This is a genomic window from Arsukibacterium indicum, assembly GCF_019100565.1.
Classification (GTDB): domain Bacteria; phylum Pseudomonadota; class Gammaproteobacteria; order Enterobacterales; family Alteromonadaceae; genus Alishewanella; species Alishewanella indicum.
On sequence record NZ_JAHRID010000008.1, the window covers coordinates 172,758 to 197,507 of the forward strand.

General features: G+C 51.1%; 19 protein-coding genes. 6 read left to right on the forward strand and 13 right to left on the reverse strand.

Annotated elements, in window-relative coordinates; all coding sequences use genetic code 11:
• Positions 1–53: 53 nt before the first annotated feature.
• The 3 genes from KQY15_RS15995 to KQY15_RS16005 are packed head-to-tail and all read left to right on the forward strand — an operon-like array spanning position 54 to position 2,204.
• Positions 54–218, forward strand: coding sequence for a hypothetical protein (locus KQY15_RS15995; RefSeq protein ID WP_217670920.1), 165 nt, complete (start codon positions 54–56; stop codon positions 216–218).
• Positions 211–1,179 (forward strand): DUF1852 domain-containing protein, encoded by a 969-nt coding sequence (locus tag KQY15_RS16000; protein WP_217670921.1) that lies wholly within the window; start codon positions 211–213, stop codon positions 1,177–1,179. Before KQY15_RS15995 ends, KQY15_RS16000 begins: the two co-directional genes overlap by 8 nt.
• Positions 1,176–2,204, forward strand: coding sequence for a methionine synthase (locus KQY15_RS16005; RefSeq protein WP_217670922.1), 1,029 nt, complete (start codon positions 1,176–1,178; stop codon positions 2,202–2,204). Before KQY15_RS16000 ends, KQY15_RS16005 begins: the two co-directional genes overlap by 4 nt.
• A gap of 39 nt (positions 2,205–2,243) precedes the next feature.
• On the opposite strand, the gene recG is transcribed toward KQY15_RS16005, so the two are convergent.
• The 7 genes from recG to KQY15_RS16040 all read right to left on the reverse strand — a co-directional run bounded on the left by recG (position 2,244) and on the right by KQY15_RS16040 (position 9,385).
• The gene (gene recG / locus KQY15_RS16010; RefSeq protein ID WP_217670923.1) at positions 2,244–4,337 is read right to left on the reverse strand and encodes an ATP-dependent DNA helicase RecG; all 2,094 of its coding nucleotides are present in this window, start codon (positions 4,335–4,337) and stop codon (positions 2,244–2,246) included.
• A gap of 74 nt (positions 4,338–4,411) precedes the next feature.
• On the reverse strand, positions 4,412–5,164 hold the full coding sequence (locus KQY15_RS16015) for a substrate-binding periplasmic protein (protein ID WP_308160257.1): 753 nt from the start codon (positions 5,162–5,164) through the stop codon (positions 4,412–4,414).
• A 71-nt stretch (positions 5,165–5,235) separates the two neighbouring features.
• The gene (gene ridA, locus KQY15_RS16020) at positions 5,236–5,628 is read right to left on the reverse strand and encodes a deaminase RidA (RefSeq protein ID WP_217670925.1); all 393 of its coding nucleotides are present in this window, start codon (positions 5,626–5,628) and stop codon (positions 5,236–5,238) included.
• Between the two features lie 4 nt (positions 5,629–5,632).
• The gene (spoT, locus tag KQY15_RS16025; protein WP_217670926.1) at positions 5,633–7,753 is read right to left on the reverse strand and encodes a bifunctional GTP diphosphokinase/guanosine-3',5'-bis pyrophosphate 3'-pyrophosphohydrolase; all 2,121 of its coding nucleotides are present in this window, start codon (positions 7,751–7,753) and stop codon (positions 5,633–5,635) included.
• A 118-nt stretch (positions 7,754–7,871) separates the two neighbouring features.
• Complete coding sequence (gene rpoZ / locus KQY15_RS16030; protein ID WP_214000530.1) at positions 7,872–8,147, reverse strand: DNA-directed RNA polymerase subunit omega; 276 nt, start codon at positions 8,145–8,147, stop codon at positions 7,872–7,874.
• A gap of 48 nt (positions 8,148–8,195) precedes the next feature.
• Positions 8,196–8,828 (reverse strand): guanylate kinase, encoded by a 633-nt coding sequence (gene gmk / locus KQY15_RS16035; protein ID WP_217670927.1) that lies wholly within the window; start codon positions 8,826–8,828, stop codon positions 8,196–8,198.
• A gap of 80 nt (positions 8,829–8,908) precedes the next feature.
• A complete protein-coding gene (locus KQY15_RS16040; protein ID WP_217670928.1) occupies positions 8,909–9,385 on the reverse strand; it encodes a DUF4442 domain-containing protein in 477 nt (158 codons plus the stop codon).
• A 179-nt stretch (positions 9,386–9,564) separates the two neighbouring features.
• On the opposite strand from KQY15_RS16040, the gene KQY15_RS16045 reads away from it, so the two are divergent.
• Positions 9,565–12,522: a ligand-binding sensor domain-containing diguanylate cyclase gene (locus KQY15_RS16045; RefSeq protein WP_217670929.1), complete on the forward strand. Its 2,958-nt coding sequence runs from the start codon at positions 9,565–9,567 to the stop codon at positions 12,520–12,522.
• A gap of 9 nt (positions 12,523–12,531) precedes the next feature.
• Here the strand turns inward: KQY15_RS16045 and KQY15_RS16050 are convergent, their stop codons facing one another.
• A complete protein-coding gene (locus KQY15_RS16050) occupies positions 12,532–13,467 on the reverse strand; it encodes a LysR family transcriptional regulator (protein ID WP_217670930.1) in 936 nt (311 codons plus the stop codon).
• Between the two features lie 94 nt (positions 13,468–13,561).
• Here KQY15_RS16050 and KQY15_RS16055 point away from each other — a divergent pair, with 94 nt between their 5' ends.
• Together KQY15_RS16055 and gabT are read left to right on the forward strand one after the other, a co-directional pair.
• Positions 13,562–15,013: an NAD-dependent succinate-semialdehyde dehydrogenase gene (locus KQY15_RS16055; RefSeq protein ID WP_217670931.1), complete on the forward strand. Its 1,452-nt coding sequence runs from the start codon at positions 13,562–13,564 to the stop codon at positions 15,011–15,013.
• A 50-nt stretch (positions 15,014–15,063) separates the two neighbouring features.
• Positions 15,064–16,365 carry a 4-aminobutyrate--2-oxoglutarate transaminase gene (gabT, locus tag KQY15_RS16060; RefSeq protein ID WP_217670932.1) on the forward strand — a complete coding sequence of 434 codons (1,302 nt, stop codon included), beginning with the start codon at positions 15,064–15,066 and terminating at the stop codon, positions 16,363–16,365.
• A 10-nt stretch (positions 16,366–16,375) separates the two neighbouring features.
• Here the strand turns inward: gabT and KQY15_RS16065 are convergent, their stop codons facing one another.
• From KQY15_RS16065 to KQY15_RS16085, 5 genes are all read right to left on the reverse strand, one after another.
• Positions 16,376–17,944 carry a tetratricopeptide repeat-containing sulfotransferase family protein gene (locus tag KQY15_RS16065; protein ID WP_217670933.1) on the reverse strand — a complete coding sequence of 523 codons (1,569 nt, stop codon included), beginning with the start codon at positions 17,942–17,944 and terminating at the stop codon, positions 16,376–16,378.
• Positions 17,945–18,030: 86 nt separating this feature from the next.
• Positions 18,031–20,454, reverse strand: coding sequence for a TonB-dependent receptor (locus KQY15_RS16070; protein WP_217670934.1), 2,424 nt, complete (start codon positions 20,452–20,454; stop codon positions 18,031–18,033).
• A gap of 74 nt (positions 20,455–20,528) precedes the next feature.
• Complete coding sequence (locus KQY15_RS16075) at positions 20,529–21,398, reverse strand: carbon-nitrogen hydrolase family protein (RefSeq protein WP_217670935.1); 870 nt, start codon at positions 21,396–21,398, stop codon at positions 20,529–20,531.
• A gap of 122 nt (positions 21,399–21,520) precedes the next feature.
• Positions 21,521–23,329: a MocR-like pyridoxine biosynthesis transcription factor PdxR gene (gene pdxR / locus KQY15_RS16080; RefSeq protein ID WP_217670936.1), complete on the reverse strand. Its 1,809-nt coding sequence runs from the start codon at positions 23,327–23,329 to the stop codon at positions 21,521–21,523.
• 80 nt (positions 23,330–23,409) lie between these two features.
• Complete coding sequence (locus tag KQY15_RS16085; RefSeq protein WP_217670937.1) at positions 23,410–24,636, reverse strand: MFS transporter; 1,227 nt, start codon at positions 24,634–24,636, stop codon at positions 23,410–23,412.
• Between the last annotated feature and the right edge of the window lie 114 nt (positions 24,637–24,750).

A 24,750-nucleotide genomic window follows, 5' to 3' on the forward strand; every position in this document is an offset into this window, starting at 1 on the left:
AAACAGTAATCAATGGCTGGGATGCTGTTAAGTGTCGAACAACGGCTATATAGATGAACAAAAATCATGTAAATATGAAAAAGTATCATTTTTTATCATCAATAAAATCGCCTATCCTTTCTTGTATTATTGGACGTCCAGATGTCTACATTGGTATGCGTGAGCAAAAAATATTTCAGCTGGGGCAAACCAGCAAGGAGGATGGCAACGATGAGTAACGATTTTACCTTTACTATTACAAGCACCGGTTTTGATGAGCACTATCAACCGGCCGACAATACCCGAATTACCACCAATTTTGCTAATCTGGCCAGAGGGGCGCATCGCCGGCAAAATTTGCGCAATGCTTTAACGATGATCAATAACCGTTTTAATGCGTTGGCGCAGTGGGATAACCCCAATGGTGATCGCTACTCGGTTGAGCTGGATATTATTTCGGTCGATATCAATATTGCCGGCACCGGCCATAGCTTCCCGACCATTGAAGTTTTAAAAACCACTATTGTTGACAGCCTTACCAGGCAACGTATTGCCGGTATTGTTGGCAATAACTTCTCGTCTTATGTGCGCGATTATGACTTTAGCGTGCTGCTGCAACGGCATAATAAGCAGCGGGCAGCATTCAGCATTCCCGACAATTTTGGTGAGCTACATGGCAAATTGTTTCAGCGTTTTGTTAACTCCGAGGCGTATCAGCAGCATTTTCACAAGTTACCGGTTATCTGCCTGAGCGTGTCAGATAACAAAATTTACCGGCGCACCGAAAACCAGCACCCTGTGTTGGGAGTAGAGTATCTGCAGAGTGAGTCTTCGCTAACCGAACAGTATTTTAAAAAGATGGGCTTACAGAACCGCTATTTTATGCCGCCGGACAGTGTTGCGCCGCTGGCATTCTATTTCTTTGGCGACTTACTGAATGATTTCAACAACCTTGAATTGATTAGCACCATCGCCACGATGGAAACCTTTCAGCGTATCTACCGGCCGGAAATTTATAATGCTAACGCGGTAGCGGGAAAACTCTATAAGCCTAACCTGAAAAATCAGGATCATTCGATCACGCAAATTGTCTACGATCGCGCTGAACGCAGCCGGTTAGCCATTGAACAGGGCAGATTTGCAGAGGAGCATTTTATTAAGCCGCATCAGGCGATTTTGCAGCAGTGGAGTTTAAGATGAATAAAATATTGCCAACATCGACTGCCGGCAGCCTGCCTAAACCACTCTGGCTGGCTGAGCCGCAAACATTGTGGTCACCCTGGAAGCTACAGGGTAAAGAACTGCATGCTGGTAAACAGGACGCGCTGCGTCTGGCTTTGCTACAGCAGCAACGGGCGGGTATCGATATTGTCAGTGATGGCGAGCAAAGCCGGCAACATTTTGTCACCACCTTAATTGAGCATCTGGATGGCGTTGATTTCAGCAGGCGTGAAACGGTGCGGATCCGTAAACGCTATGATGCGAGCGTGCCAACCGTGGTAGGGCCGGTGTCTCGTAAGGGGTCAGTGTTTGTTGATGATGCGAAGTTTTTAAGGCTACAAACTAAACAGCCAATTAAATGGGCCTTACCCGGGCCAATGACGATGATCGACACCTTGTATGACGCGCACTATAAAAGCCGAAAAGCGTTGGCGTGGGAATTTGCCAAAATTTTGAATGAAGAGGCTAAAGAGCTGGCCGCGGCAGGCGTTGATATTATTCAGTTTGATGAGCCGGCTTTTAATGTGTTTTTTGATGACGTTAATGAGTGGGGCATTGCCTGCTTAGAGCGTGCCATTGAGGGGCTTAAATGTGAAACTGCGGTGCATATATGCTATGGCTATGGCATTAAAGCCAATACCGACTGGAAAAAAACGCTGGGTAGTGAGTGGCGCCAGTACGAAGCGGTGTTCCCTAAACTGCAGCAATCGAAAATCGATATTGTCTCGCTGGAGTGTCATAACTCGCGGGTGCCGCTGGAGCTGCTGGCGCTTATCCGTGGCAAAAAAGTGATGGTAGGTGTTATTGATGTTGCCAGTGACAGTATGGAAACACCCGAAGAAGTCGCCGATACCTTGCGCAAAGCATTACAGTATGTCGACGCTGACAAGCTTTACCCCTGCACCAACTGCGGTATGGCACCTCTGGCGCGGCATATTGCCAACGGCAAGCTGCATGCTTTAGCCGCAGGTGCTGAAATAGTGCGCCAGGAACTGCTGGGTTAACTACTGCATGGTATTGCAACGGCCAATGCTCTCAGCAAATCAGGCGTTGCCATAAATATCTCTGTTAGCCAGCCAGCGGCGGATCAGTTGCAGGCAGGCGGGTTGATCCTGTTGCCAGAGTTTTGCAGCCAGCTGGCGGGCATGCGGAATAAGCTCAGCGTCGCGGCTGATGTCGGCAATTTTAAACTGCAGCAGGCCGGTCTGGCGGGTGCCGAGCAGCTCACCGGGGCCGCGAATTTCCAAATCGCGCTGGGCAATGACAAAGCCGTCGTTAGAGTCTCGTAACACGCTTAATCTGGCCTGAGCGGTTTTTGATAATGGGGCATGGTACAGCAGTACACAATGTGACACCGCACTGCCGCGACCGACCCTGCCGCGCAGCTGATGCAGTTGCGCCAGACCCAGCCGTTCCGGGTTTTCAATAATCATTAAACTGGCATTAGGGACGTCGACGCCCACCTCGATTACCGTGGTGGCAACCAGTAAATCGAGCTCGCCACTGCTGAACCGTGCCATAATGTCTTGTTTTTCAGCGCTTTTAAGCCGGCCATGTACTAAGGCAATATTAAGTTCTGGTAAGGCATCGGCCAGACTGGCTGCGGTGTCTTCTGCCGCCTGACATTGTAATACTTCGGACTCTTCTATCAGGGTACATACCCAGTAAACCTGGCGTTTATCCTGTAACACGCCATTACGCACCCGCTCGATAATTTCCTGGCGCCGGCTGTCAGGAATAGCAACCGTGGTTACCGGTGTGCGGCCGGGAGGCAACTCATCAATTACCGAGGTATCCAGATCAGCATAGGCTGTCATGGCCAGGGTGCGGGGGATAGGAGTAGCGGTCATAACCAGCTGATGCGGATATACTCCGGCAATACCGCCCTTTTCCCGCAGGGCTAAGCGTTGATGCACGCCAAAACGGTGCTGTTCGTCGATAATAATCAGTGCCAGTTTGCTGAAGCTGACGCTTTGCTGAAATAATGCATGGGTGCCCAGCACCATCCGGGCGCTGCCATCGGCCAGCTGGCTAAGTACCTCATCACGGGCTTTACCTTTGGTTTTTCCGCCAAGCCATGCCACCTTGATACCAAGCGGGCTAAACCAGTTATTAAAATTTGCCGCATGTTGTTCGGCCAGCAGTTCTGTCGGAGCCATCAGGGCCACCTGGTACCCCTGGCTAATGGCTGTCAGTGCTGCCAGAGCCGCAACCAGGGTTTTACCGGAGCCGACATCGCCCTGTACCAGACGCAGCATTGGCAGGGGCTGGGCTAAATCATGCCGAAGCTCGGTTACAACCCGCTGCTGAGCTGCCGTTAGCTGAAACGGTAAACTGGCCAAAAAGGCCTGCTCCAGATCCGGTTGCTGCCCCGGTTGCTGGCTCAGGGCAATCGCCCGCTGACGTTGGCTCTGGCAGCGAAGCTGATGCATGCTCAGTTGCTGGGCCACCAGCTCTTCCAGGATCAGCCGCTGCTGAGCCGGGTGTCGCCCCTGTTCCAGCAGGCTAAGCTCTGCATCTGGTGGCGGCCGGTGAATATAAATCAGGGCTTCAGCAAGAGACCAGGGCGAGCTAAGCAAGGTGGCTGGTAAATACTCTGCCGGCGCATAGCGGCTGAGATACTCCAGCGCAGTATCGGTAAGTTTGCGCCAGCTGGCCTGTTTTATGCCCTCAGTTGTCGGGTAAACCGGGGTTAGCGTTTCCGCTACCTGATGCAGTTGTTCGTCTTGCTGCACCCGGTATTCCGGGTGCAGCATTTCAACGCCACGCGGACCACGTTTTACCTCGCCAAACAGCCGTAACTTAATCCCGGGGGTAACTGCGTTTTTCTGGGCTGCGCTGAAATGAAAAAAACGGCAGGTTAAAAAACCACTGCCATCGGTCACTTTGATTAGCCAGCTGCGGCGTTTGCCAAACTGAATTTCGCTGCTGACTACCTCTGCCAGCACCGTGGCGTGAATAGCAGGCATAAGATCAGCAATAGCATATATCCGGGTGCGATCTTCGTAGCGTAGCGGCAGATGGAACAGCAGATCCTGAATACTGGCAATGCCCAGTTTTTCCAGACGCTGCGCCACCTTGGCACCAACGCCTTTGATCAGGCTGATACTCAGGCTATCCAGTCGGGTATGCGGCAAAAGAGGCTCTTACAGTAACGAAAGTATGTTTTAAGTGTAAACCGGGAATGGGCGCACGCAAAGTATTAATCTGCTTACTGTTTAAGCTCTGTTACCTCGGTCCGGCTTTCCGGGGGGCGGATCAGCCGTTTTACCGTGCCATCGTCAATCATCGTTTGCAAATGGTGTTGTAATAAGGGTTGTAATGCGGCATGGGGGCTGTTTCTGGCAATGGCCAGATGAATGTTGTTTGGTGCGTCACCACTGAAATCAAGAGGAGCTATTTTGAAGCGCTGCTGATAGCTACTGACCGCGTTAATCGCTTCCGTGGTGCTGATGGTGGGAGCGACCAGGCCATCAATCCGGTTACGAAGCAGCATTTCAAGGGCAACCTCAATGCTGTCTACTTCAGCGATATGGCGCGACTCTTCGGCAATCAGGGCCATAGTAGCCGGGTTGTACAGGTAGTCACGCAATGTGGCCAGGGTCATACTGCGTAACTGGGCCTTACTTTCAATAAGGCGCACATCGGTTGCCCGCAAAAATAAACTCTCAGCGACATTAGTACTGTAACGCAGCAAAAACATGTAGCTATTGCGTTCGTCGCTGTACCTGAGGTTTGTCATTAAATCGACATCCCCCTGTTCCATCAGTTTCAGGCAACGGGCCAGGTTGGTGCGTGGGGTAAAACTCAGCTGAAAACCCGCCCTTCTGGCCAGTTCCTGCATTAATTCTACTGATGGGCCGGTTGGCACGTCAGTGTTGTCATATTCATGAAAATGTGGAAAGTGGTCCAGGCACCAGACCAGTTTGGGCGCCTCTGTTACCAAAGGCTGAATTTCTGCCACAGCGGCCTGCGGCAGCAAATAAAGCCCAACAGCGAACAGCCAGGAATGACGTATTGTGCCTGTTCTTTTCATTAGTGGGTAGACGGCACTTCCATTACGCCGTCAATCTCAATTTGAGCGCCGCGGGGCAGTGCACTAACCTGAACGGCCGCTCTGGCCGGGTATGGTTCAGCAAAGTATTCGCTCATGATCTGGTTTACCGTGGCGAACTGGCCAAGATCCGTCAGAAAGATATTTACTTTGACCATATTGTTCAGGTTACCGCCGGCGGCTTCGCATACCGCGCTGAGGTTTTTAAATACCTGGTGTGTCTGGCTGGCAAAATCTTCTGACACCATCTGCATGGTGGTGGGCACAAGCGGGATTTGACCCGATAAATAGACAGTAGTACCAATTTTTACCGCCTGGCTGTAAGTGCCAATGGCAGCAGGCGCTGCTTCAGTGCGGATAATGACTTTTGACATGAAATTATTTCCTTCTGTAAACTTTTTGCACGTCTGGCATAACGCGGATTTTACGCATTACATTGGCCAGATGGACCCTGTCCTGCACGGAGAGGGTTATTTTAATCACATATTCCCCGGTATCACGATCGTCGGTCACCAGATCCTGAATATTTGAATTCTGACTGGCAATAAGGGTGGTCAGTTTTGCCAGAACCCCCTGGCGATTGATAATAAACACCCGGATATCACACAAAAACTGTTTGTCGCTGGTGTTATCCCAGCGGATGGGGAAGAACTTAGCCGGATCACGCTCCCAGCCTTTAATATTCCGACAGTCGCTGCGATGCACATTCAGGCCCTTGCCGGGAGTGGCATTGGCAACAATTTCGTCACCGGGAATTGGCCGGCAGCACTTGGCAAAGGTAACCAGCATACCTTCAGAACCCACAATAAAGGCATTACTTTTAGGCAGCGGTGAGCTGTTTTTGCCACTGGTATCATCAGCTTCAAACTCACCCAGTAAGCGCCTGGCGATAGCAACCGGCAGCTGGTTTCCCAGGCCAATTTCGCTGCACAGCGCATCAAAGGATTGCTGATGCACGTTTTTCAGCACTTGTTCAATCCGCTCTGGCGCGATATCTTCAAGTTTAACCTCGCCAAGGGCCGAGGTTAGCAAGCGTTTACCGAGGCTAATGGCTTCATTTTGTTGCTGGCGTTTTAAATAATTCCGAATACCGAGAATAGCGCGGCTGGTTACCACATAATTAAGCCAGTTTGCGTTTGGCTTTCCGCCGGGACTGGTAACAATTTCAACGGTTTGGCCGGTTTCCAGCGGTTTACTGAGCGAATAAGGCCGCCGGTCTACTTTGGCACCAACACAACGGTTACCGACATCGGTATGCACGGCATAGGCAAAATCGACCGCTGTAGCGCCAATGGGTAGCTCGACAATCTTACCTTTAGGAGTAAATACGTACAGCTCTTCGGGGTAAAGCTCAGATTTGACGTTTTCGACAAATTCATAGCTGGTACCGGCACTTTGCTGTAACTCGAGCAAGCTTTGCATCCAGCGATGGGCGCGGATTTGGGCGGTGGTGTCTTTATGTTCACCGTTAGATTTGTACATCCAGTGCGCGGCAATTCCCTTGTCGGCCATTTCATCCATTTCACGGGTACGCATCTGAATTTCTACCGGAATACCATGCGGCCCAATTAACGAGGTATGCAGCGACTGATAGCCGTTTTGTTTAGGGATGGCGATATAATCTTTAAAACGTATTTCAATAGGTTTGTACAGGTTGTGGACCAGGCCAAGAATGCGATAGCAGTTATCAATAGAATTAACGACCACCCGAAAAGCGTAGATGTCCATGACATCATTGAACATCAGCTCTTTGTTTTTCATTTTCCGGTAAATGCTGTAAAGGTGTTTTTCCCGGCCACTGACGTCGGCTTCAATAGCGGCGTCGCTGATCCGGCTCCGGATTTCATTCTGCACTTTTTCCAGCAGCTCGCGCCGGTTGCCACGGGCCAGTTTTACCGCACTGCCCAGCGCCCGGTAGCGCATCGGGTACAATGCCTGAAAGCCTAAGTCTTCCAGTTCGTTTTTAATATTATGAATACCGAGCCGGTTGGCGATGGGGGCATACAGCTCGAGCGTTTCTTTGGCAATTCGCCGGCGCTTTTCCGGGCGCAGGGCACCTAAGGTACGCATATTGTGAGTGCGGTCGGCCAGTTTGATCAGAATGACCCTGATGTCCTGGGTCATGGCCATAAACATTTTTTGCAGGTTTGTGGCTTCAAATTCCTGATAATCTTTAAATTTAACTTTATCGAGCTTGCTGACGCCCTGCACCAGTTCGGCAACAGTATCGCCAAACAGCCGGGCTAAATCTTCTTTGCTGTATTCGGTGTCTTCAATCACATCGTGCAGCAGGGCAGCCATCAGGGTTTCGTGATCCATCCGCATTTCTGCCAGAATACTGGTTACGGCAACAGGATGGGTGATGTAGGGCTCGCCACTGGAACGGGTTTGCGGGGCATGCGCATCGCGCGCGACGACATAGGCCTGCTGCACCAGACTAACCTGTTCGGCAGGCAGATAGGCGGAAATTTGATTTTTCAGGCCTTCAAATAAATACACAAACGCTCCCAAACTTCGACAGCTTAAAATTTATAATGCTGGTTAGTTAAGAATATACGTCTAAAACACGCAGATGCCAACGGCTAAAGCGCCGCTGGCAATGTTTGGCAGGGAGTTTTTACTGATCAGAACCGATAATTGCGGCAACCGCAGCCATTTCAGTGGCTTCTTGTTGCATCTGGTCGCGTTTTTCCTGTTCATCAAGAATGCTGTTGGTAATAAAACCCTGTTCAATTTCACGCAGTGCCACCACAGTTGGCTTGTCGTTTTCACGATCAACCATTGGCTCTTTGCCTTCAACAGACAGTTGGCGGGCACGACGGGCCGCAACCAGAATTAAATCGAAACGGTTACCAATTTTATCTACTGCATCTTCAACTGTTACGCGAGCCATTCGCCACTCCGGAGTGTTCAGGTATATTACAAGACCGCCTAGTTTACGCTATTTTGCCGGTTTCGCCAACAGTTGGTTAAGCAGCGCTTTCTGTTTATACAGCTGACTTTGATAGTTGTTGCGCTGCGCCAGCACGATTCGTTCAAACTCGCCAAGCGCGCTGTCAAAGTTGTCGTTGATAATCAGATAGTCATACTCGTCGGCATGGCTCATTTCATTTTGTGCCTCAGCCATCCGTTTAGCGATAACGATTTCACTGTCCTGACCACGCTTTTCAAGTCGTTGTTGCAGCTCATCCAGGCTTGGCGGCAAAATAAAAATACTCAGGGTACCCGGCGCTTGTTCCCGGATTTGTCTGGCCCCTTGCCAGTCAATATCAAGAAAAACGTCTATACCCTGGCTCAGATTAGCAGTAATGGCGCTGCGGGAAGTGCCATAATAATTACCAAAAACTTCGGCCCATTCCAGAAATTCGTTTTCAGCTATCAGCTTCTTAAACTGCTCGACACTAATAAAATGATAGTGAACGCCATCAATTTCTCCCGGCCGTGGCTGGCGGGTAGTGTGCGATACACTAACCAGCATATCGCCATGTTTGTTTAGTAGTGCACTGATAAGGGATGATTTACCGGCTCCGCTCGGCGCCGAGACAATAAAGAGGTTACCACTGAGTTCTTGCATTGCATTGCTCTGTCAGGCCGGGGGCCGGTTAGAATAAACCGCAATTTTAGACTTTCCGCTGCCATGGTGCAAACCAAACGCTAGCGTTTAGCTTTGGCTTTGACAGACAACGTCAGGGTGAAGGTAGCCATTGGCTCGTCGCCATGTAAACTGGGGCAGGTCACCACCACCGACACCGGTTTATTTACCCGTTCGCCGCTGGCCAGCGACTGGTCAATCATTTGGTCGATAACCGCTCCATCGTTACTGGTGAAATGGACCCTGGCTTCCGGTCTCTTTAAAAACTGGCCCTGAACATCTTTAAAGGCAAAATTAGCATTAATGCCGCGGGCTTTGGCTTTAGAAAACACCAGAAATGCGCCGGCCAGATCGGCGCCGATTGCAAGCGCACCAAAATAAACACTGCCCAGATGGTTTTTGGTGCGCCAGCTATGTGGCATGGTCACTTCCAGCGTGGTGTTATTCATCCGGATAATTTTAGGAGAACAAAAACCAATAAGTGGGATATATCGCCAGGCAAAGAGCTTGAGGCCCCAGTTAGCTTTAAACAAAGACATGATAAGCCTGCTGTAGTTATAACAATTCGCAGAGCTTAGCACTGGTAAGACCAATAGCGCAACATTACCGCTGAGAGGCTAAAAACCACCATTCGTCAGCTTTTGGTAAAAACTGGCACCGGCTTTTTAGTAAAGTAACAGCTATTATCAGAGTGTAAACAGAGCAAGGAGCTGGTCTGGTGTTCAGATATGTTGTCGCGGCAATATCGTTGTTGATGCTATTGTCAGTCAGTGCCGGTGTCGTGGCGATGCCAGGCGTGCTGGATAAAACGTCATTGCTGTTCCGTGGCTGGTCAGTTGAAGCAGGGTTGCCGCAAGTGTCTGTATCGGCATTGGCTCAGGATCAGCAGGGTTATATCTGGTTAGGTACTCAGGGTGGCCTTGCCCGTTTTGATGGTCATCAATTTACGGTTTTCAACACCGCTAATACACCACAAATTCAATCAAATTTAATTACTGCACTGTATTACGACAGCAGCAACCGGCTGTGGATTGGTACGGTAAACGGTTTAAGCTATTACGCCAACAATAAGTTTACCGCTGTTGATACCCAACAATTTAAACCCGGCGCGATAACCAGCTTTGCTGAGCTGCCAGATGGCCGCTTTTTTGTTGGGGCGAATCAGTTATATCAGTGGCAGACTGAGCAATTAGTGCCGGTAGCTGAACATGCGAGGCCGGTTTATCAGCTTAGTCAGCAGCAGGATACTTTATGGATAGGCAGCCAGCATGGCTTTGCGTCGTTGCAGCAACAACAATACCGTTGGTACCCGGCCCCTGAGGTTGATGAAGCAATGCAGGTAACGGAGTTGGCGGTAAAGGGCAACACGGTTTTCCTTGGCACCAACAAAGGGCTGTATCGCTGGCAACAAGGGCGCTGGCAGGCACTTGAGCTACCGGATGGCGTGCCCGGCAGTCGAATTGAACTGATGTATAAAGACAGCCAGCAGCAAGTGTGGCTGGCGACCCTTAATGGCCTGTATCAGGTTTCGGCTGGCCGGATCATTCAGGTGCAGCAACCTGGCAGCACTGGCCAACCTTTTCGCTGGATTGAAAGCATGCTGGAAGATCGGCATAACAATATCTGGCTTGGTAGCCGTACTCATGGCGTTCTTCGTTTACGCAACGCCCTTACCGAGCGGTACAGCACAGCGGTCGGTCTGCCAGATCCCTATAGCTGGGCGGTGCTGCCCTGGCAACGGCATTTAATGGTGGGTACCAGTCAGGGGATGGCGCTGTTGCGAGACGGAGAGTTTCAGCCTTTACTAGCCAATCAACAATTAGCCAGTCCTTATGTTTACAGTATGTTGCATCATGAAAATGATCTCTGGGTAGGAACCCGGGCAGGTTTAAGCTTACTTAATGCCGACACTCTGGCCTGGCAGAAGAACTTTGTGCAAACCGCGCACTTGCTGATTACTACCATGATAGCTGAGCAGCAGCAGATTTGGGTTGGCAGCAATGGCGGACTTTATGTTGTGCAGGATGGTGATCTGTCGCAGTTCGGTATTACACCACCATTAAATGAACTGAGTATCAGGGCGTTGCTGGCAGACAGCCACGGCCGGCTCTGGGTGGGTACGGAATCTGGTTTGTATTTAAGGTCTGCTGACAAGTTTGAACCGGTGCTGGATATGCCACTGGCAAATAAGTTTATCAGTGTGATTGTCGAATTTCCTGACGGCAATCTACTGATTGGCAGTTTTGATCAGGGGTTTGTGCTGGGTAAGCCTGGCAACTGGCAGCATTTTACCCAGCAAAATGGTTTACCGGGCAATGGTGTGATGCATGCTGCTCTGGCAAACGATAAACTGATTATCAGTAATTTTGAAGGTTTTTACCGGCTGGATTATCCGGCTCTGAAACAAGGTGAGATCTCAAAGCTTTATATGTTGGTTGATGACCGTCATCCGGAGGCCGCAACTGACTCGCACCGCTGCTGTAATGGCGCCGGTAGTAATAAAGGTGTGGTGCATCAGGGCCGGATCTGGTTTCCAACACTTGATGGCGTTGTTGCCCTTCGACTGGACCGGCTTAACAGCACTGCGCCGGTGCCGGTCCCGGTTATTGAAAGCTTAACCGTTGCCAATAAACAGGTTATTGGCGATGCTGCCCTGCTGGCACCTGAGCAGCGTGACTGGCACTTTCGCTTTAGTGCACCTTACTATCATCAGGCTTCATCGATTGATACCCGTTATCAACTGGAGGGGTATGAGCAAAGCTGGATAAATGCCGGTAGCCGGCGCGAGGCGTTTTACACCAATTTGCCACCCGGCAGTTATCGTTTCAATGTGCAGGTTAAGGTGGCCGGCGATTATCGCTGGAGTGATGCGGCTACCATGGATATTCAACTACAACCCTACTGGCATGAAACTATCACCGCGCGCTTGCTGCTGACGGGGCTACTGCTGGCATTATTCTGGTTGGTTTACCGGCTGCGCTTAGCATCTCTGGCACACGCCCGTGAAGAGTTAAGTCGCCAGGTAACTGAACGCACGCATGAGTTATATCAGGCTAATCAGAAGCTGCAGCAGATGAGTATGCAGGATGCCCTGACCGAGCTACATAACCGGCATTATCTGGATGTAAATATCGACGCTATGCTGGCCCGGGCGCAACGTAGTGAACAACCGCTGGCCTGGATTCTGCTGGACTTAGATTATTTTAAGCGGATTAACGATGAGTATGGCCATCAGCTTGGCGATAATGTGTTGCAGCATTTCGCCGGCATTTTGCAACAGCACAGCCGCAGTAACGATCATCTGATCCGCTGGGGTGGTGAAGAGTTTCTGCTGGTACTGGAGCAAAGCAGTGAAGTGCAACATTATATCGAGCGTTTGCAGCAATTGGTGCATAACTATCCCTGGCCCCAGCAAATGGGCGTGCCCGTCAGTGTTACCTGTTCAATTGGCGCAACCATTCAGCCACCGGGTTGGGACTGGCAATATGCTTTGTATCTGGCCGATGCAGCGCTGTATAAAATTAAAAACAGCGGCCGGGCAGATTATATGCTGCTGCAACCTGGGCCAGATGCGCCTGCCAATATAGCCGCCGGCGATAAGCGGGCAGAGCTTGATGAACTGCTTGCCAGGAAGTGGTTGATTGCCAGCACAGGCAAACAGCTGGCTGCAGTGTAAGCAAATAATTTAATCAGATTTTATACCGTCAAGACATGCCAGCAATGGCTGAATGATATTGAGAGCCAGTTGTACTTTAGCACTGTCTCTGGGCGATGTTTTGGTAACGATTGACTGGTTAAACGGATACTGATACTGGCTGGGACGGATGAAACGGAGTTGATTATTTTCGATATACGGCCGGGCAATTTCTGCCGGCAAAAAGCCGATATAACCGCCGGATAAAAGTAGCGCCAGCCGGGTATCAAACTGATAAGCACGGGCACTTGCTTTAAGTTTCTGCAGTTGTTTTCGCCCCTCCGGATTAATATCAATACCTGGGTGAATAGCCGGGTAACCGGCCAGCGTTTCATCATTAATATCTTCATCTGTTACTGAATATAACGGATGAGCGGAGCCACAGCACAGAAATATCGGGGTACTGAAAGCATGTTGATACTGCAAGCCATCAATTTGCCGGTAGCCTGGCATCAGTGCCAGATGAGCCTGATCTTTAAGCAGTGCCAGTTCAATTTGTTGCAGCGGCATCACATCTAATGCCAGTGTTAGCCGGGGAGCCTGTTGTTGCAAGGCAGCACATACCTTACTGAGCAGTGTTAATCTTGATTGGTCCAGCTGATCTGCAGTCAGGATAACCAGTTCGCCACTGCATTCGTCGGTTAGGCTGGCAACCAGTTGGCTGAATTGCTGATGGGCCTGCTCCAGTGTCTGAATGGCGTTGTATACCGCCTGACCTTCCCGGGTTAACGAAAATCCCTGTCGGCCGCGTTGACATAAGTTAAGTTTGAGTCGTTGTTCCAGATTAGCTATATAAATGCTGATGGTGGAACGGCCGATATTCAACTCAGTTTCCGCAGCCGTAAAGCCGCCACAGTCAACGACGGTCTGAAATACCCGCAACAGTTTAATATCGTGTTGGGTCAGGTTTTTAGGCAGCTTACTCATATAGATTGATAATTATCAAACTAAGCTTTGAATGTTTGGTATTTAACCTTGTTTGGTTGCGTGTTGCAATAGTCATAATTTGATGGAGATGACTATGCAACAGATTGCTTATCCGGCGTTAATCAGACAAGGCTCATTTATTAATGGTGCCTGGCAGCATACCGAAACCACCTTTAATGTGGTTAACCCTGCAAACCAGAAGCTACTGATCAGGGTAGCTGCTGCCGGTGCCGCTGAAGCAGAGGAAGCAGTACTGGCAGCAGCCAGCGCGTTTAGCGGCTGGGCGGCCCGGCCGGCCGCTGAGCGCGCTGACTTACTGCAGCGCTGGTATCAGCTGGTAATACAACATCAGGGGGATCTGGCCCGCTTACTGACGCTGGAACAGGGTAAGCCCCTGACCGAAGCGAAGGGCGAGATAGCCTACGGTGCCTCTTATATTCAATGGTTTGCCGAGGAGGCAAAGCGACTTTACGGCGATACCATACCAGCGCCGTCTGCTGATAAGCGTGTTATTGTCCAGCGTCAGCCGGTAGGCGTGGTAACCGCCATTACCCCATGGAACTTTCCCAATGCCATGATTGCCCGCAAAGCCGCTGCTGCACTGGCAGCTGGCTGTACTTTTGTGGTGAAGCCTGCTCATCAGACACCTTTATCTGCATTGGCGCTGGCAGAGCTAGCACACCAGGCCGGGATCCCGTCTGGGGTATTTAATGTGGTGGTGGGCACTGATGCCAAAGCGATTGGCGACGTGCTGACCCGGCATCCTAAGGTAGCCAAATTCAGCTTTACCGGTTCTACCGCAGTGGGTAAGCAACTAATAAAGCAATGCGCAGAAGGCGTAAAGCGGGTAACGATGGAGCTGGGTGGTAATGCGCCTTTTATAGTGTTTGACGATGCTGATCTGGATGCCGCTGTCCAGGGTTTACTGGCATCGAAATTTCGCAATGCCGGCCAGACCTGTGTCTGTGCCAATCGCATTTTGGTGCAGCGGAGGGTAGCACAGGCGTTTACTGACAAATTGGCCATTGCCATCACCCAATTGAAAGTGGGTGATGGTTTAACCGGCAACAGCCAGATAGGCCCGTTAATCGATAGCAATGCGGTCGAAAAAGTAGCGCAACTGCAGCAGCAAGCCCTGAGTTCAGGCGCGACCTTGTTACTGGGCGGCAAAACAGATGAAGCCGGCAGCCAGTTTTACCAGCCAACTTTACTGACAGACATCAGGCCAGATATGGAGATTGCCCGGCAGGAAATTTTTGGCCCCGTGGTGGCGCTGCAAACTTTTGACAGTGAGCAACAGGCCATAGCGCTTGCCAATGATACCGAGTATGGCCTGGCTGCCTATTTTTACAGCCGGGATATTGGCCGGGGGTTTCGGGTGGCACAGGCGTTGCAGTTTGGCATGGTTGGTATTAACGACGGCATTATTTCTAATGCAGCGGCCCCGTTTGGCGGTGTTAAACAATCCGGCTACGGCCGTGAAGGCTCACACTATGGCCTGGACGATTATACCGATTTGAAATACCTCTGTTTAGGCGGACTTTAACCGGCCTGATTTAACAAACTTACAAACTAAACCAAGAGCAAGGCAGCAAAATGACGAATCAGCAATTACAACAACGTAAGCAGGCAGTAATGGCGCGGGGGCAAGGCAATTTATATCCGGTATATGTACAGCGGGCAAAAAATGCGGAGGTATGGGATGTGGAAGGAAACCACTATATTGATTTTGGTACCGGGATTGCTGTCTGTAATACTGGCCATGCTCATCCGAAAGTGGTCGCGGCCGCTCAGGCACAGCTGGCAAGATTCAGCCACAGTTGCCTGATGATTAACCCATATGCCGAAGCGGTTGAGCTGGCAGAAAAACTGACCCGGCTGGCACCGGGTAGCAGTGCTAAAAAAGCCATTTTTGTCAGCACCGGCGCTGAAGCCGTGGAAAACTGCATTAAAATTGCCCGGGCCCATACCGGGCGCCGTGGGGTTGTCGCTTTTGCCGGTGGCTTTCATGGCCGGACTAATCTGACTATGGCACTAACCGGCAAGGTTGCGCCTTACAAACACTTGTTTGGTCCGTTTCCGGCTGATATTTACCATGTACCCTTTCCAATGGCGGCGCATGGGATAAGCACTGAGCAATCACTTGCTGCGCTGCACAACCTGTTTAAGGTTGCTATCGGGCCCGATGATGTTGCGGCGATTATTATTGAACCAGTGCAGGGTGAGGGTGGTTTTTATCCGGCTCCGCCGCAATTGCTGCAGGCACTGCGCGCACTATGCGATCAGCATGGTATTGTGCTTATCGCTGATGAAATTCAGACTGGCTTTGGCCGCACCGGTAAAATGTTTGCGATGAGCCACAGCGGTGTTGAGCCGGATTTGATTACGATGGCCAAAGGTATTGCCGGTGGCCTGCCGCTGGCTGCTGTAATTGGCAAAAGTGAGATTATGGACGCGCCATTGCCTGGCGGGCTGGGTGGTACTTATGGCGGTTCGCCAGTGGCGTGTGCGGCGGCGTTGGCGGTGCTGGATGTTATAGAGCAGGAAAATCTCTGTCAGCAGGCCAACGTGATAGGTGAAGCCTTTGCCGCCCGCTTAACTGCTGTGCAGCAAGCTTTTCCACAGCGGATTGCTGAGGTACGGCAACAAGGCGCAATGATCGCAGTAGAGTTTATTCAGAATGGCGACGCCGACCAGCCTGATCCTGCCCTAACCCGGCAAATTATTGATAATGCCGCTGGTCATGGCCTGATCCTGCTATCGTGCGGTTTTTACGGCAACGTACTGCGTTTTTTACCGCCGCTGACTATTGAAGCGAACATACTGCAGCAGGGGCTGGATAAACTGGACGTGTTACTGCGTTCGGTACTGACTGAGCAAGCAAAGTCAGTACAATAACAGCTATGGTTCAGACTGCATCAGGAAAAGCGTTAACCAGCTCTGCCAGTTCAGTCTGATAACAGCGCCAGCGGGCCACCGAGCTGGAATACAGTGGCTGGCGGATTTGGCTGGCACTACCGGTAGTGCTGGCTTGCTGGTTATGCTGATGAAACTGCAGGCATCGCTCGGTCCAGGTCAGGCCACAATACTCAAACAGCGCTTTACTTTGCGTCTCGGGCTGGCTGATTAAATCTTCGTACTGCACGGTATAAATAACCCCCGGCAGCACCTGTTGCCAGTGTGCCATCAGTGCCTGATAGGCCTGATAATACTTCGCCAGCTCGTCCAGCTGATATGAAAACGGGTAAGCATCTGCAAACAGGTGTTTGTATATGGCATAGCAATGATCTATCGGGTTGCGCTGGACATGAATAATTCGCGCCCGGGGCAGGGCCAGGTGAATTAGCCCGACATACAAAAAATTAAGTGGCAGTTTATCGACAAAGTGTTTGTGCTGGCCGGTCAGTGGCCGGGTACTGTCAATGTAGGCCTGGCCCAGCGCGGCAAAGTCCAGTTGTGTTGCCTGTTGCACCAAAGCAGGTTTATCCAGCTTACGGCCTGCTTGTAACTGCGCCTGCCGGGCGAACTGGCTGGCAAAATTGTTCAGCTCTCCGGCTAACTGCACTTGCTGATCGCAACCGAGTATGCGTTCAGCCAGAGTAGAACCGGCCCGGGGCATACTGACAATAAATACCGGTTCATCACTGTTGCAGCCGCCAGCGGACCTTTGCCGGAAAAAGTCTGCACCAAACTGCTGCTGAATGTGTTGCATTACTGCCAGATCATCATCCAGCTGATAGTTGATATGCTGACGGCGCAAGCTTGCACCTGCATGTAACTGCACAAATGACTGCGGGTACTGTTGCAAGTCTTCCAGCTCTTTTGCCAGAGCATAATGCAGTTGCACCCGTTGCTTCGGGCTCAGGTCCTGTTGTTGCAACATGGCGGTCAAGTCAGCGCAGTGATGCCTGGTTGGCTGCTGTTTGCGTAAATTGCTGCGCAGATGCCAGGCATCGGTATCACCCGGCTCTAAGGCGATGGCTTTGTCCAGCATGTGCTCGGCGTCAGTAAGCTGACCACAAAAGCGCAACATGGTGGCATAGTTGTAATACAGGGTGGCGTTATCGGGCTGCAGGGTAACCGCCTGCTGATATAACTGTGCTGCCTGGTTAAAACGTTGCAGCTGACTGCATTGCAGTGCCAGTTCGCTGAGAAAAGCGGCATCTGCCGGCGGTGTCTGGCATAAATGATCGGCCAATTGCAGCGCTGCAGCGGTTTGATGACAGCGTTGCAGACAATGCAAACGCCGCAATTGCAGTGCGGGCGCGTTCGGCGTGAGTGTCAGCGCTCTATCTGTTGCCTGCAATGCTTTGCCAAACTGACTTGTCTGCTCAGCAAATATACTGGCCGCCAGCCAGCTGTCAGCAACGTGCGGAAAATGTCTGATTAGTTGCTGGACGATGGTATTGGCTGTAGCCGGGTTGTTCTGGCCAACAGCCTGATAGAAGGTACTGAGTAAGTGGGTTGGGTCAGTCATCACTGCTTAACTGTCATCAGATGTAATCGTACAATAGCCGGGGCGTGTTGCCGACACAACCCCGGCTGATTAGCAATGCTGGCTGATCAGAACTGATAGCTGACACTCAGGCCAACAGTGCGCGGCTGGCTGATGTAGTCTTTTGATGCATTGCCGTAAAAGTTTTGCTCCGGAGCGGTGCCCATATAGCCTTCTGACAGGGTGCCGGTGACGCCCTCTTCATTAAACAGATTGCGCACAAACAGTGAGAACGTCCAGTTCTCGGTATACAGGCTGGTGCCAAGATTTGTCAGCCAGAAGCTGTTTAAATCAATGGCAAACACCGGGTTGCGCCCCAAAGCATTACGTGACTCTGACTGATAGTAAGTGCTGGCTGAACTGACCAGGTAGTAACCACTTCCCAGGTCAAAGCTGTGACTTAGACCTGCACTGACCGTATGCTCTGCCATACTGGGAAGTTGCTCGCCTTTTCTGGCATAAACGTAGGTTCGGGGGGTGGCAGCTGAACCTGCTGGGGCAATTAAATCATCGGTCAGCTTGGCATCGACAAAGGTGTAGCCAAAGTTGTATTGCAGGGCTTCGGTAAAGTACCCGCGCAGCTCAAGTTCAATGCCCCGCGAGTTCGCAGATTCACCGTTTACTGCCGCATAAAAGCCCCAGTTTGGCGTAGGAATATTTAATTGCGGATCATCCCATTCAGCGTTAAACACTGACAGAGAATAAAAGTGCCGTCCGGTATTGCCCTTAATTCCCAGTTCCATATTCAGCACACTGTCAGAATCGTAGTTCAGGTAAGCCGGGTTTTCGGCAAAACCTCCCGTTACCGGCACTGCACTGGTGCCGCCGCGACGGTAACCTTCAGAAATAGTAGCGTACAACATGGTATGTTCAGACCAGTCGTAAGCCAGATTAACTTTGAACAGGGTACCATTGTCTTTTACCGATGAACTGACATTGGATGCTCCCGGGTACAGGGGTAAATCAATAACAGTGTCGTTGCTGATATCGTTGCGAAAATGTCGCGCACCCAAAGTGGTTCGCAGCGTATCGCTGAAATGATAGGTTAACTCACCAAATACCGAGGTATCTTTAATGTTACGTTGATCGCGGTAGTAGAAATCCTGATCGCCCAGCACACCGCCCCAACTGGCGAGTGTGTCTGCAAAACCACTGGCCAGAGCCCACTCTGAAAAGCCCGGCATCAGGCTGTCCTGGCCGGAGGCGGTATCCTGATCCAGATAAAACAGGCCAACTATCCAGTCCAGACTTTGTTTACCATTGGAAACCAGCCGTAGTTCCTGGCTCAGGCCTTTATCCTGATAAAACCGGTTGGCGCTGGCCATTGGCCGGGGTGAGCCGCCATAGTAGGACGAAAACCAGCCATTCTGGGCGTAGAAACCGCTATTGTCACTGGTTGAGCTACCGACATGATCATAGCCGGAGGTGCTTGAAGTAGCCGTGGCAAAACCCAAATCCCATTCCATCTCGAGTGCCCAGGCATCCACATCCCGCTCACTAGGTTCAAGCTGAACCGCCCCATTCTGATAGTCGCCGTAAGGCTGTTCGGTACCGTCTACCCAGTTTGTACCGCGGGTAACCTGACGTCTGGCACCTATATTGTCCTGCTGAAATTGGTACCAAACCAGGGCATTGAATGTATCGGACGGCTGCCATAGTAAGGCTAGCCGGCCATAGTCAATTTCGACCGTATCGGCATCCTCCACTGACGTAAACACCGGCCGGCCATTGGCCACATCGTTGTCCTGTGCCACCGGAGCACCTGCGGCATTCAGCTGATATACGTTTACGTAGTCAACAATGCCGTCATTATCAATCCGGCCCAGATAGCCTCGCACTGCCACTGTTTCACTGAGCGGCGAGTTCAGCAGCAGATCAAGATTGCGATTAACACCATCTGACCCCTGGCTTTGGCTCAGCACCGCCGAAACCTTACCACTAAAACCCCGTAAATCGGGGCGGTTCATTTTATAGCGTACTGTGCCGGCCAGAGAGCCTGAACCGTACAGTGTACCTTGCGGTCCCCGCAATACTTCAACAGCATCAATGTCTTTCAAGATAAAGTTGGCAAACAATGGTGTGTCATTCAGGTAAGTGGACACTGTTGGCGCCGCATTTAAGGCGAAATCGCCATTGCCGGCTGAATCTATGTTCATACCACGAATAACAATATTATTAATAACGCCTGAGTTGCGGTAACCACGATCCACTACGGTAATACCTGACATTTCACGCATCATGTCAACGGCATCAATAATGTGTTTTTCTTCCAGCTGACTACCAGATATTACCGAGATATTGTACGGCGTTTCTTCCACAGTCTGTGGCCGGCGGCTGGCGGTAACGGTGATCCGCTCAACACTAGCCGCCTCTTTTTCAGTGTCGTCAGCATTTTGCTGAGCATGAACGTTACAACTTAGAAATAGTGCTGAGCTTACTGCCAGTGCCAGCGGGGCTTTGCTAAAAGCGATAGTGCGTGCTGTGTTCGTCATTATTCTGTTCCCTTGCTGATTTTTTATACTTTTGTTCAGAATAGGTAAGTGTGTCAGGCCAGGTAAGCACCAGTTCAAAACGTTTCATTGGTCCAGTTGCGGCCAGCGGGCTTTTCCAGTTTGCCCAGTTGATCCAGATAAGCAGATTGCTGTTGCTGATATTGCGGAAATACCACTTTGGTATCTCGGAAGCTTTTCAATGGCTGCCCCAGGGTATGCCACCCCTGCTGCCGCACCCGGCGCAGGTAGGCTAAATCGAGTTGCAGCACAATAATTTCCTGCTGATCACCAGCCTGATGCACGACTTCACCACCGGGGCCGGCCACTACAGACTGACCATTACCCATGCCGGCAGCAGAGTTGATGTCAACCATGTAACACTGATTCATGCAGGCGTTTGCCCGCGCCATGGCCAGTTCAATATTCCGGTCTACTGTGTTGGTAAGGGTGGGGTGCAGAATTACTTCGGCACCCTGCCACACCAGCGCCCTGATACTTTCAGGAAACCACATGTCATAACAAATAGATAAACCAAACCGGCCGACACCCGGAATATCAAAAACCTTAAACTTATTGCCGGCACTGATCCCTTCTTCATAGGGCAGAAACGGGTAGACTTTGCGATAACGACAATGAACTTTGCCGGTTGGAGTAATGACTGAGCTGGTGTTGTAAATATGGTCACCATCGCGTTCAAACAGCGAGCCGTTGCAAAGCCAGATCCCGGCTTCGATGGCCAGCTCGCAGTATTTGCTTTCAGTATTTCCTGGCAGGGTTTCGGCAAAACGGGGGGCCGGGCCGAACGTACACAGTTCCGGCAGCAATACCATGTCCAGCGCTGGAAAACGTCGTTTAGCTGCCAGTACCTGCTGCCGGATAGCAGCAAAATTATCCTGGTTAGCCGTCAGGGCCAGTTGCAAACCTGCAATATTAAAGGTGGTCATAACAAAACTCCGATGCAGACCGCACTTCTGAAACTGAATTACGGCGTATGGCTTTTTACAGACAGCTTAAGCAAGCCGGTCGGAGCAGGGTAGAACCAGTTTGCAGTGAAGTCAGGAACCAGTTAAGGGTGCAGCGCAAAAAACGCCGAATCGACCAGCTGACCGTTACGCAGCCAGTTAATCTGGTTTTTGGAAATATACAACTCAAAGCCAAGCACTTCGGCATAAGACCATTGTTGCCATTGCCGATACCAGATATCGCCATCCAGCCACCATTTGCCGGTATCCTGTTTTTCATCGTGATAACCTTCAAAGCCCTGCATACTGCCATCGGCAGCAAGCTTTATCCGGTATGGATCACCAAATACGGTGCGGCCAATGAATTCGCATTTACCGGCGAACTGGCGCAATGCTTCGCCGCGTAAGCGTTTACCATAGTCGACAGGGCTTTGCGGTTCCTCACTGTGTTGTTGCCACTGGTGCATCAGCTTAGCCAGCTGGCTGATGCCTTCGCGGATTTTTGGGGTTGGAATACTGCTGACACCCAGCCGGAAATAATGGCTGGGTTTGGCTTTTCCACCATAAAAGCGATTTACCGGTTCAATCAGGATCCCTGTTTTTGCCGCTTCAGCAGCAAATCGCTGGCTGTTCAGAGTGTCGGGGCCCTGGATCCAGCAAGTGCTGCCACCAACGGTGCGGCTGGTAACAATAGCGGTGGATAAATAATGGTTCAGTGCTTCGCGCATTTGCTGCCAGCGCTGGGCAATTTCCTGATTTAACCGGCGCATGGTTTGATCATAATACCCCAACGACAGAAACAGCCCCATAATCCGTTGATTATTGGCCGGTGGGTGGCGTGAAATCAGCGTTCTCAGTTGCCGGGCTTTGCGGATAAGGGGGGCCGGTGCCACCATAAAGCCAAGCCGCAGGCCTGGTGCCAGTACCTTTGAAAAGCTGGATACATAAAGCACCCGGCCGCAACGATCCAGGCTTTTAACGGCCGGATGGGGCTGACTGATAAAATTGCTTTCACATTCGTAATCATCTTCAATGATCAGAAAGTTATCCTGTTCGGCGCGCGCAATCAGCGCTTCACGCTTCTCCAGCGACATCGTTACTGCTGTGGGCATCTGGTGGCTTGGTGTAACGTAAACTAAATCGGCATGGGCAGGGATGTTAGCAACCGCAATACCGTCTTCTTCCACATCAACATAATGCAACGGCGCGTATGCAAGCTGTGCCAGTTGCCGCATGCCCTGATAGCCAGGCTCCTCTATCGCCAGCAAGGTTTGGTTGTTAAGCAGTAACTTGCTTATCAGGTACAACGCCTGCTGTGAACCCAGCGTGATTAGAATTTCATCTGCCGCGGCAAAAATGCCGCGCCTGGGCAGCACCTTGGTGCGTATTTCTTCGGTAAGAAGCTGATCATCATGCTGGCCACTGTCACTGGCCCAGCTTTTAATTTCGCCGACATTCAAGCTTAGTTTTGAGCATTCGCGCCATTGATTCACCGGGAACAGTGACGGGTCGAACTGACCATCGATAAAAGGAAACGGATATTGTTGCCAGTTATGCGGGTAGGGCGGCAGACTGCTTTCCAACCTTAGCTCAGACAACATCTTGTCCCACGGGTACTGACTGGTGCTGGTATCTGTATTCTGTGCCGGGACAGCGGGCTGTTCAAATTGCAGGTCGTTTACGTAAATTCCACTGCGTTCACGGCTGAGCAGATAGCCTTCGTCAATCAGCTGCTGATAGGCATGCACCACAGTGTTACGGGCGATCCCCAGTTGTTCGGCAAGCTTGCGCGAAGAGGGCATTTTGCTGCCAGCGGCGAAATAGCCACTGACAATAGCGCTGATCAGCTTTTGCATCAGCTGTTGCTGTAAATTGGTACTGCCGCTGGCATCAAGCACAAACAGATGCTGCATAGAGTTTTCTTATTATTATTTTACTGCTGGTTTACCCAGCATAATGGCCTGGCATAAGATGTGCAACCGGCAGGCATATGCTACTTAACCGATGGAGCCACATCAGCACCAGGTGCTTTATCTAAAATGCGGCATGGATACAGCGCCACGGCAGCAGCCAGCAACAAAAGGCCCACGGCAATATTGATCAGGCCGCTGTAACTGCCTCCGTCAATAATCAGTGCTGCAAACAGCGGGCCGCTGGCCAGACCCATTTTTGAGGCAAAGCCACCAAGCGCCGCCATTTGCCCGGCTTTATCAAATTCGGCGCACACGCCCAGCAAATAGGCAATGCTAAAGGCCCAGGTGACACCAACTGCCAGGTTAGCCAGCCAGAAAATACTGGCGCTAGCGCTGTAGTGCAGTGCGTAAGTGGCGGCAGCAGTAATAACAATGCTGATAAACACGGGCGCTGCCCTGCCTAACCGGGTTGACAGCCAGATAACCAGCACTGAGCCGAGCAGCCCCAGCCAGGCTGACACCCCCAGCGCAGGTGAGATAATGGCTATGCTCAGCCCTGCTTGTTCACCCAGTTCAATAATGTAGGCATACAGTGCCATATTGGCAGCCTGAAACATAAAAATAGCTAAAATTGCCGCCAACAATGGCCGGTAACGGATCGGTGGTGGCAGTTGAGTTGGGTCAGCGGTTACAAGGGGATAGGCGGGTAAGAAAGCCAGCATCAGCAGGGCGGTCAGGCTGAAAGAAATCAATGCCATAAACAACACCCATGAGCCATACAGAGGCACCAGCGGTGGCAGCAGCATTACGCCTAAACCGCCCAGGCCAAACTGCACCAGCAACAACATGCCAAAGGCCTTGTGTACCTGACCGCAGCGTGCCATTACCGCAAAGGCTATGCCAACCAGCAGGCCGCCGGTTAAGCCGTGTAGTGCACGTAACAGCATCATTGGCAGCGGGTTGTCCAGCAGCATTGATAGCAAATCTATACTGATTAGCAGCAACAGCAAACTGGCACTGGCAGCTTTCCACGGTATTTTTTTTACCAGAAAAATGGCAATAAAGGCACCAACGGCAGCGCCATATACATTGCAGGAACCAATAATGCCGGCGTCCCGGGCGCTGAAAGCCCGGCCTTCAATCAAGCCCGATACCAGTGCCGGCATAATATTAACGTAAAACAGCCCTGCGGTTGCCAGAAAAGCCAGCATCAACCTTGCCAGGGTGCTGTCGGCAGTCGCCGCGGGTAATTGCCGGAAGCGGTTAGGGGCTGCTGGGCTGCTAAGTGTCTGTTGTTGCTGGGTCATAGCGGCGTTACCTTATAGCTTATTGGCGCTTCTTATTATTATTGTTACAGTAGCCTAACAGCTTTTCTGTTAGACAAAAGAGCCAGTTTACGCTTTAGGACGGAACCAGTTGCA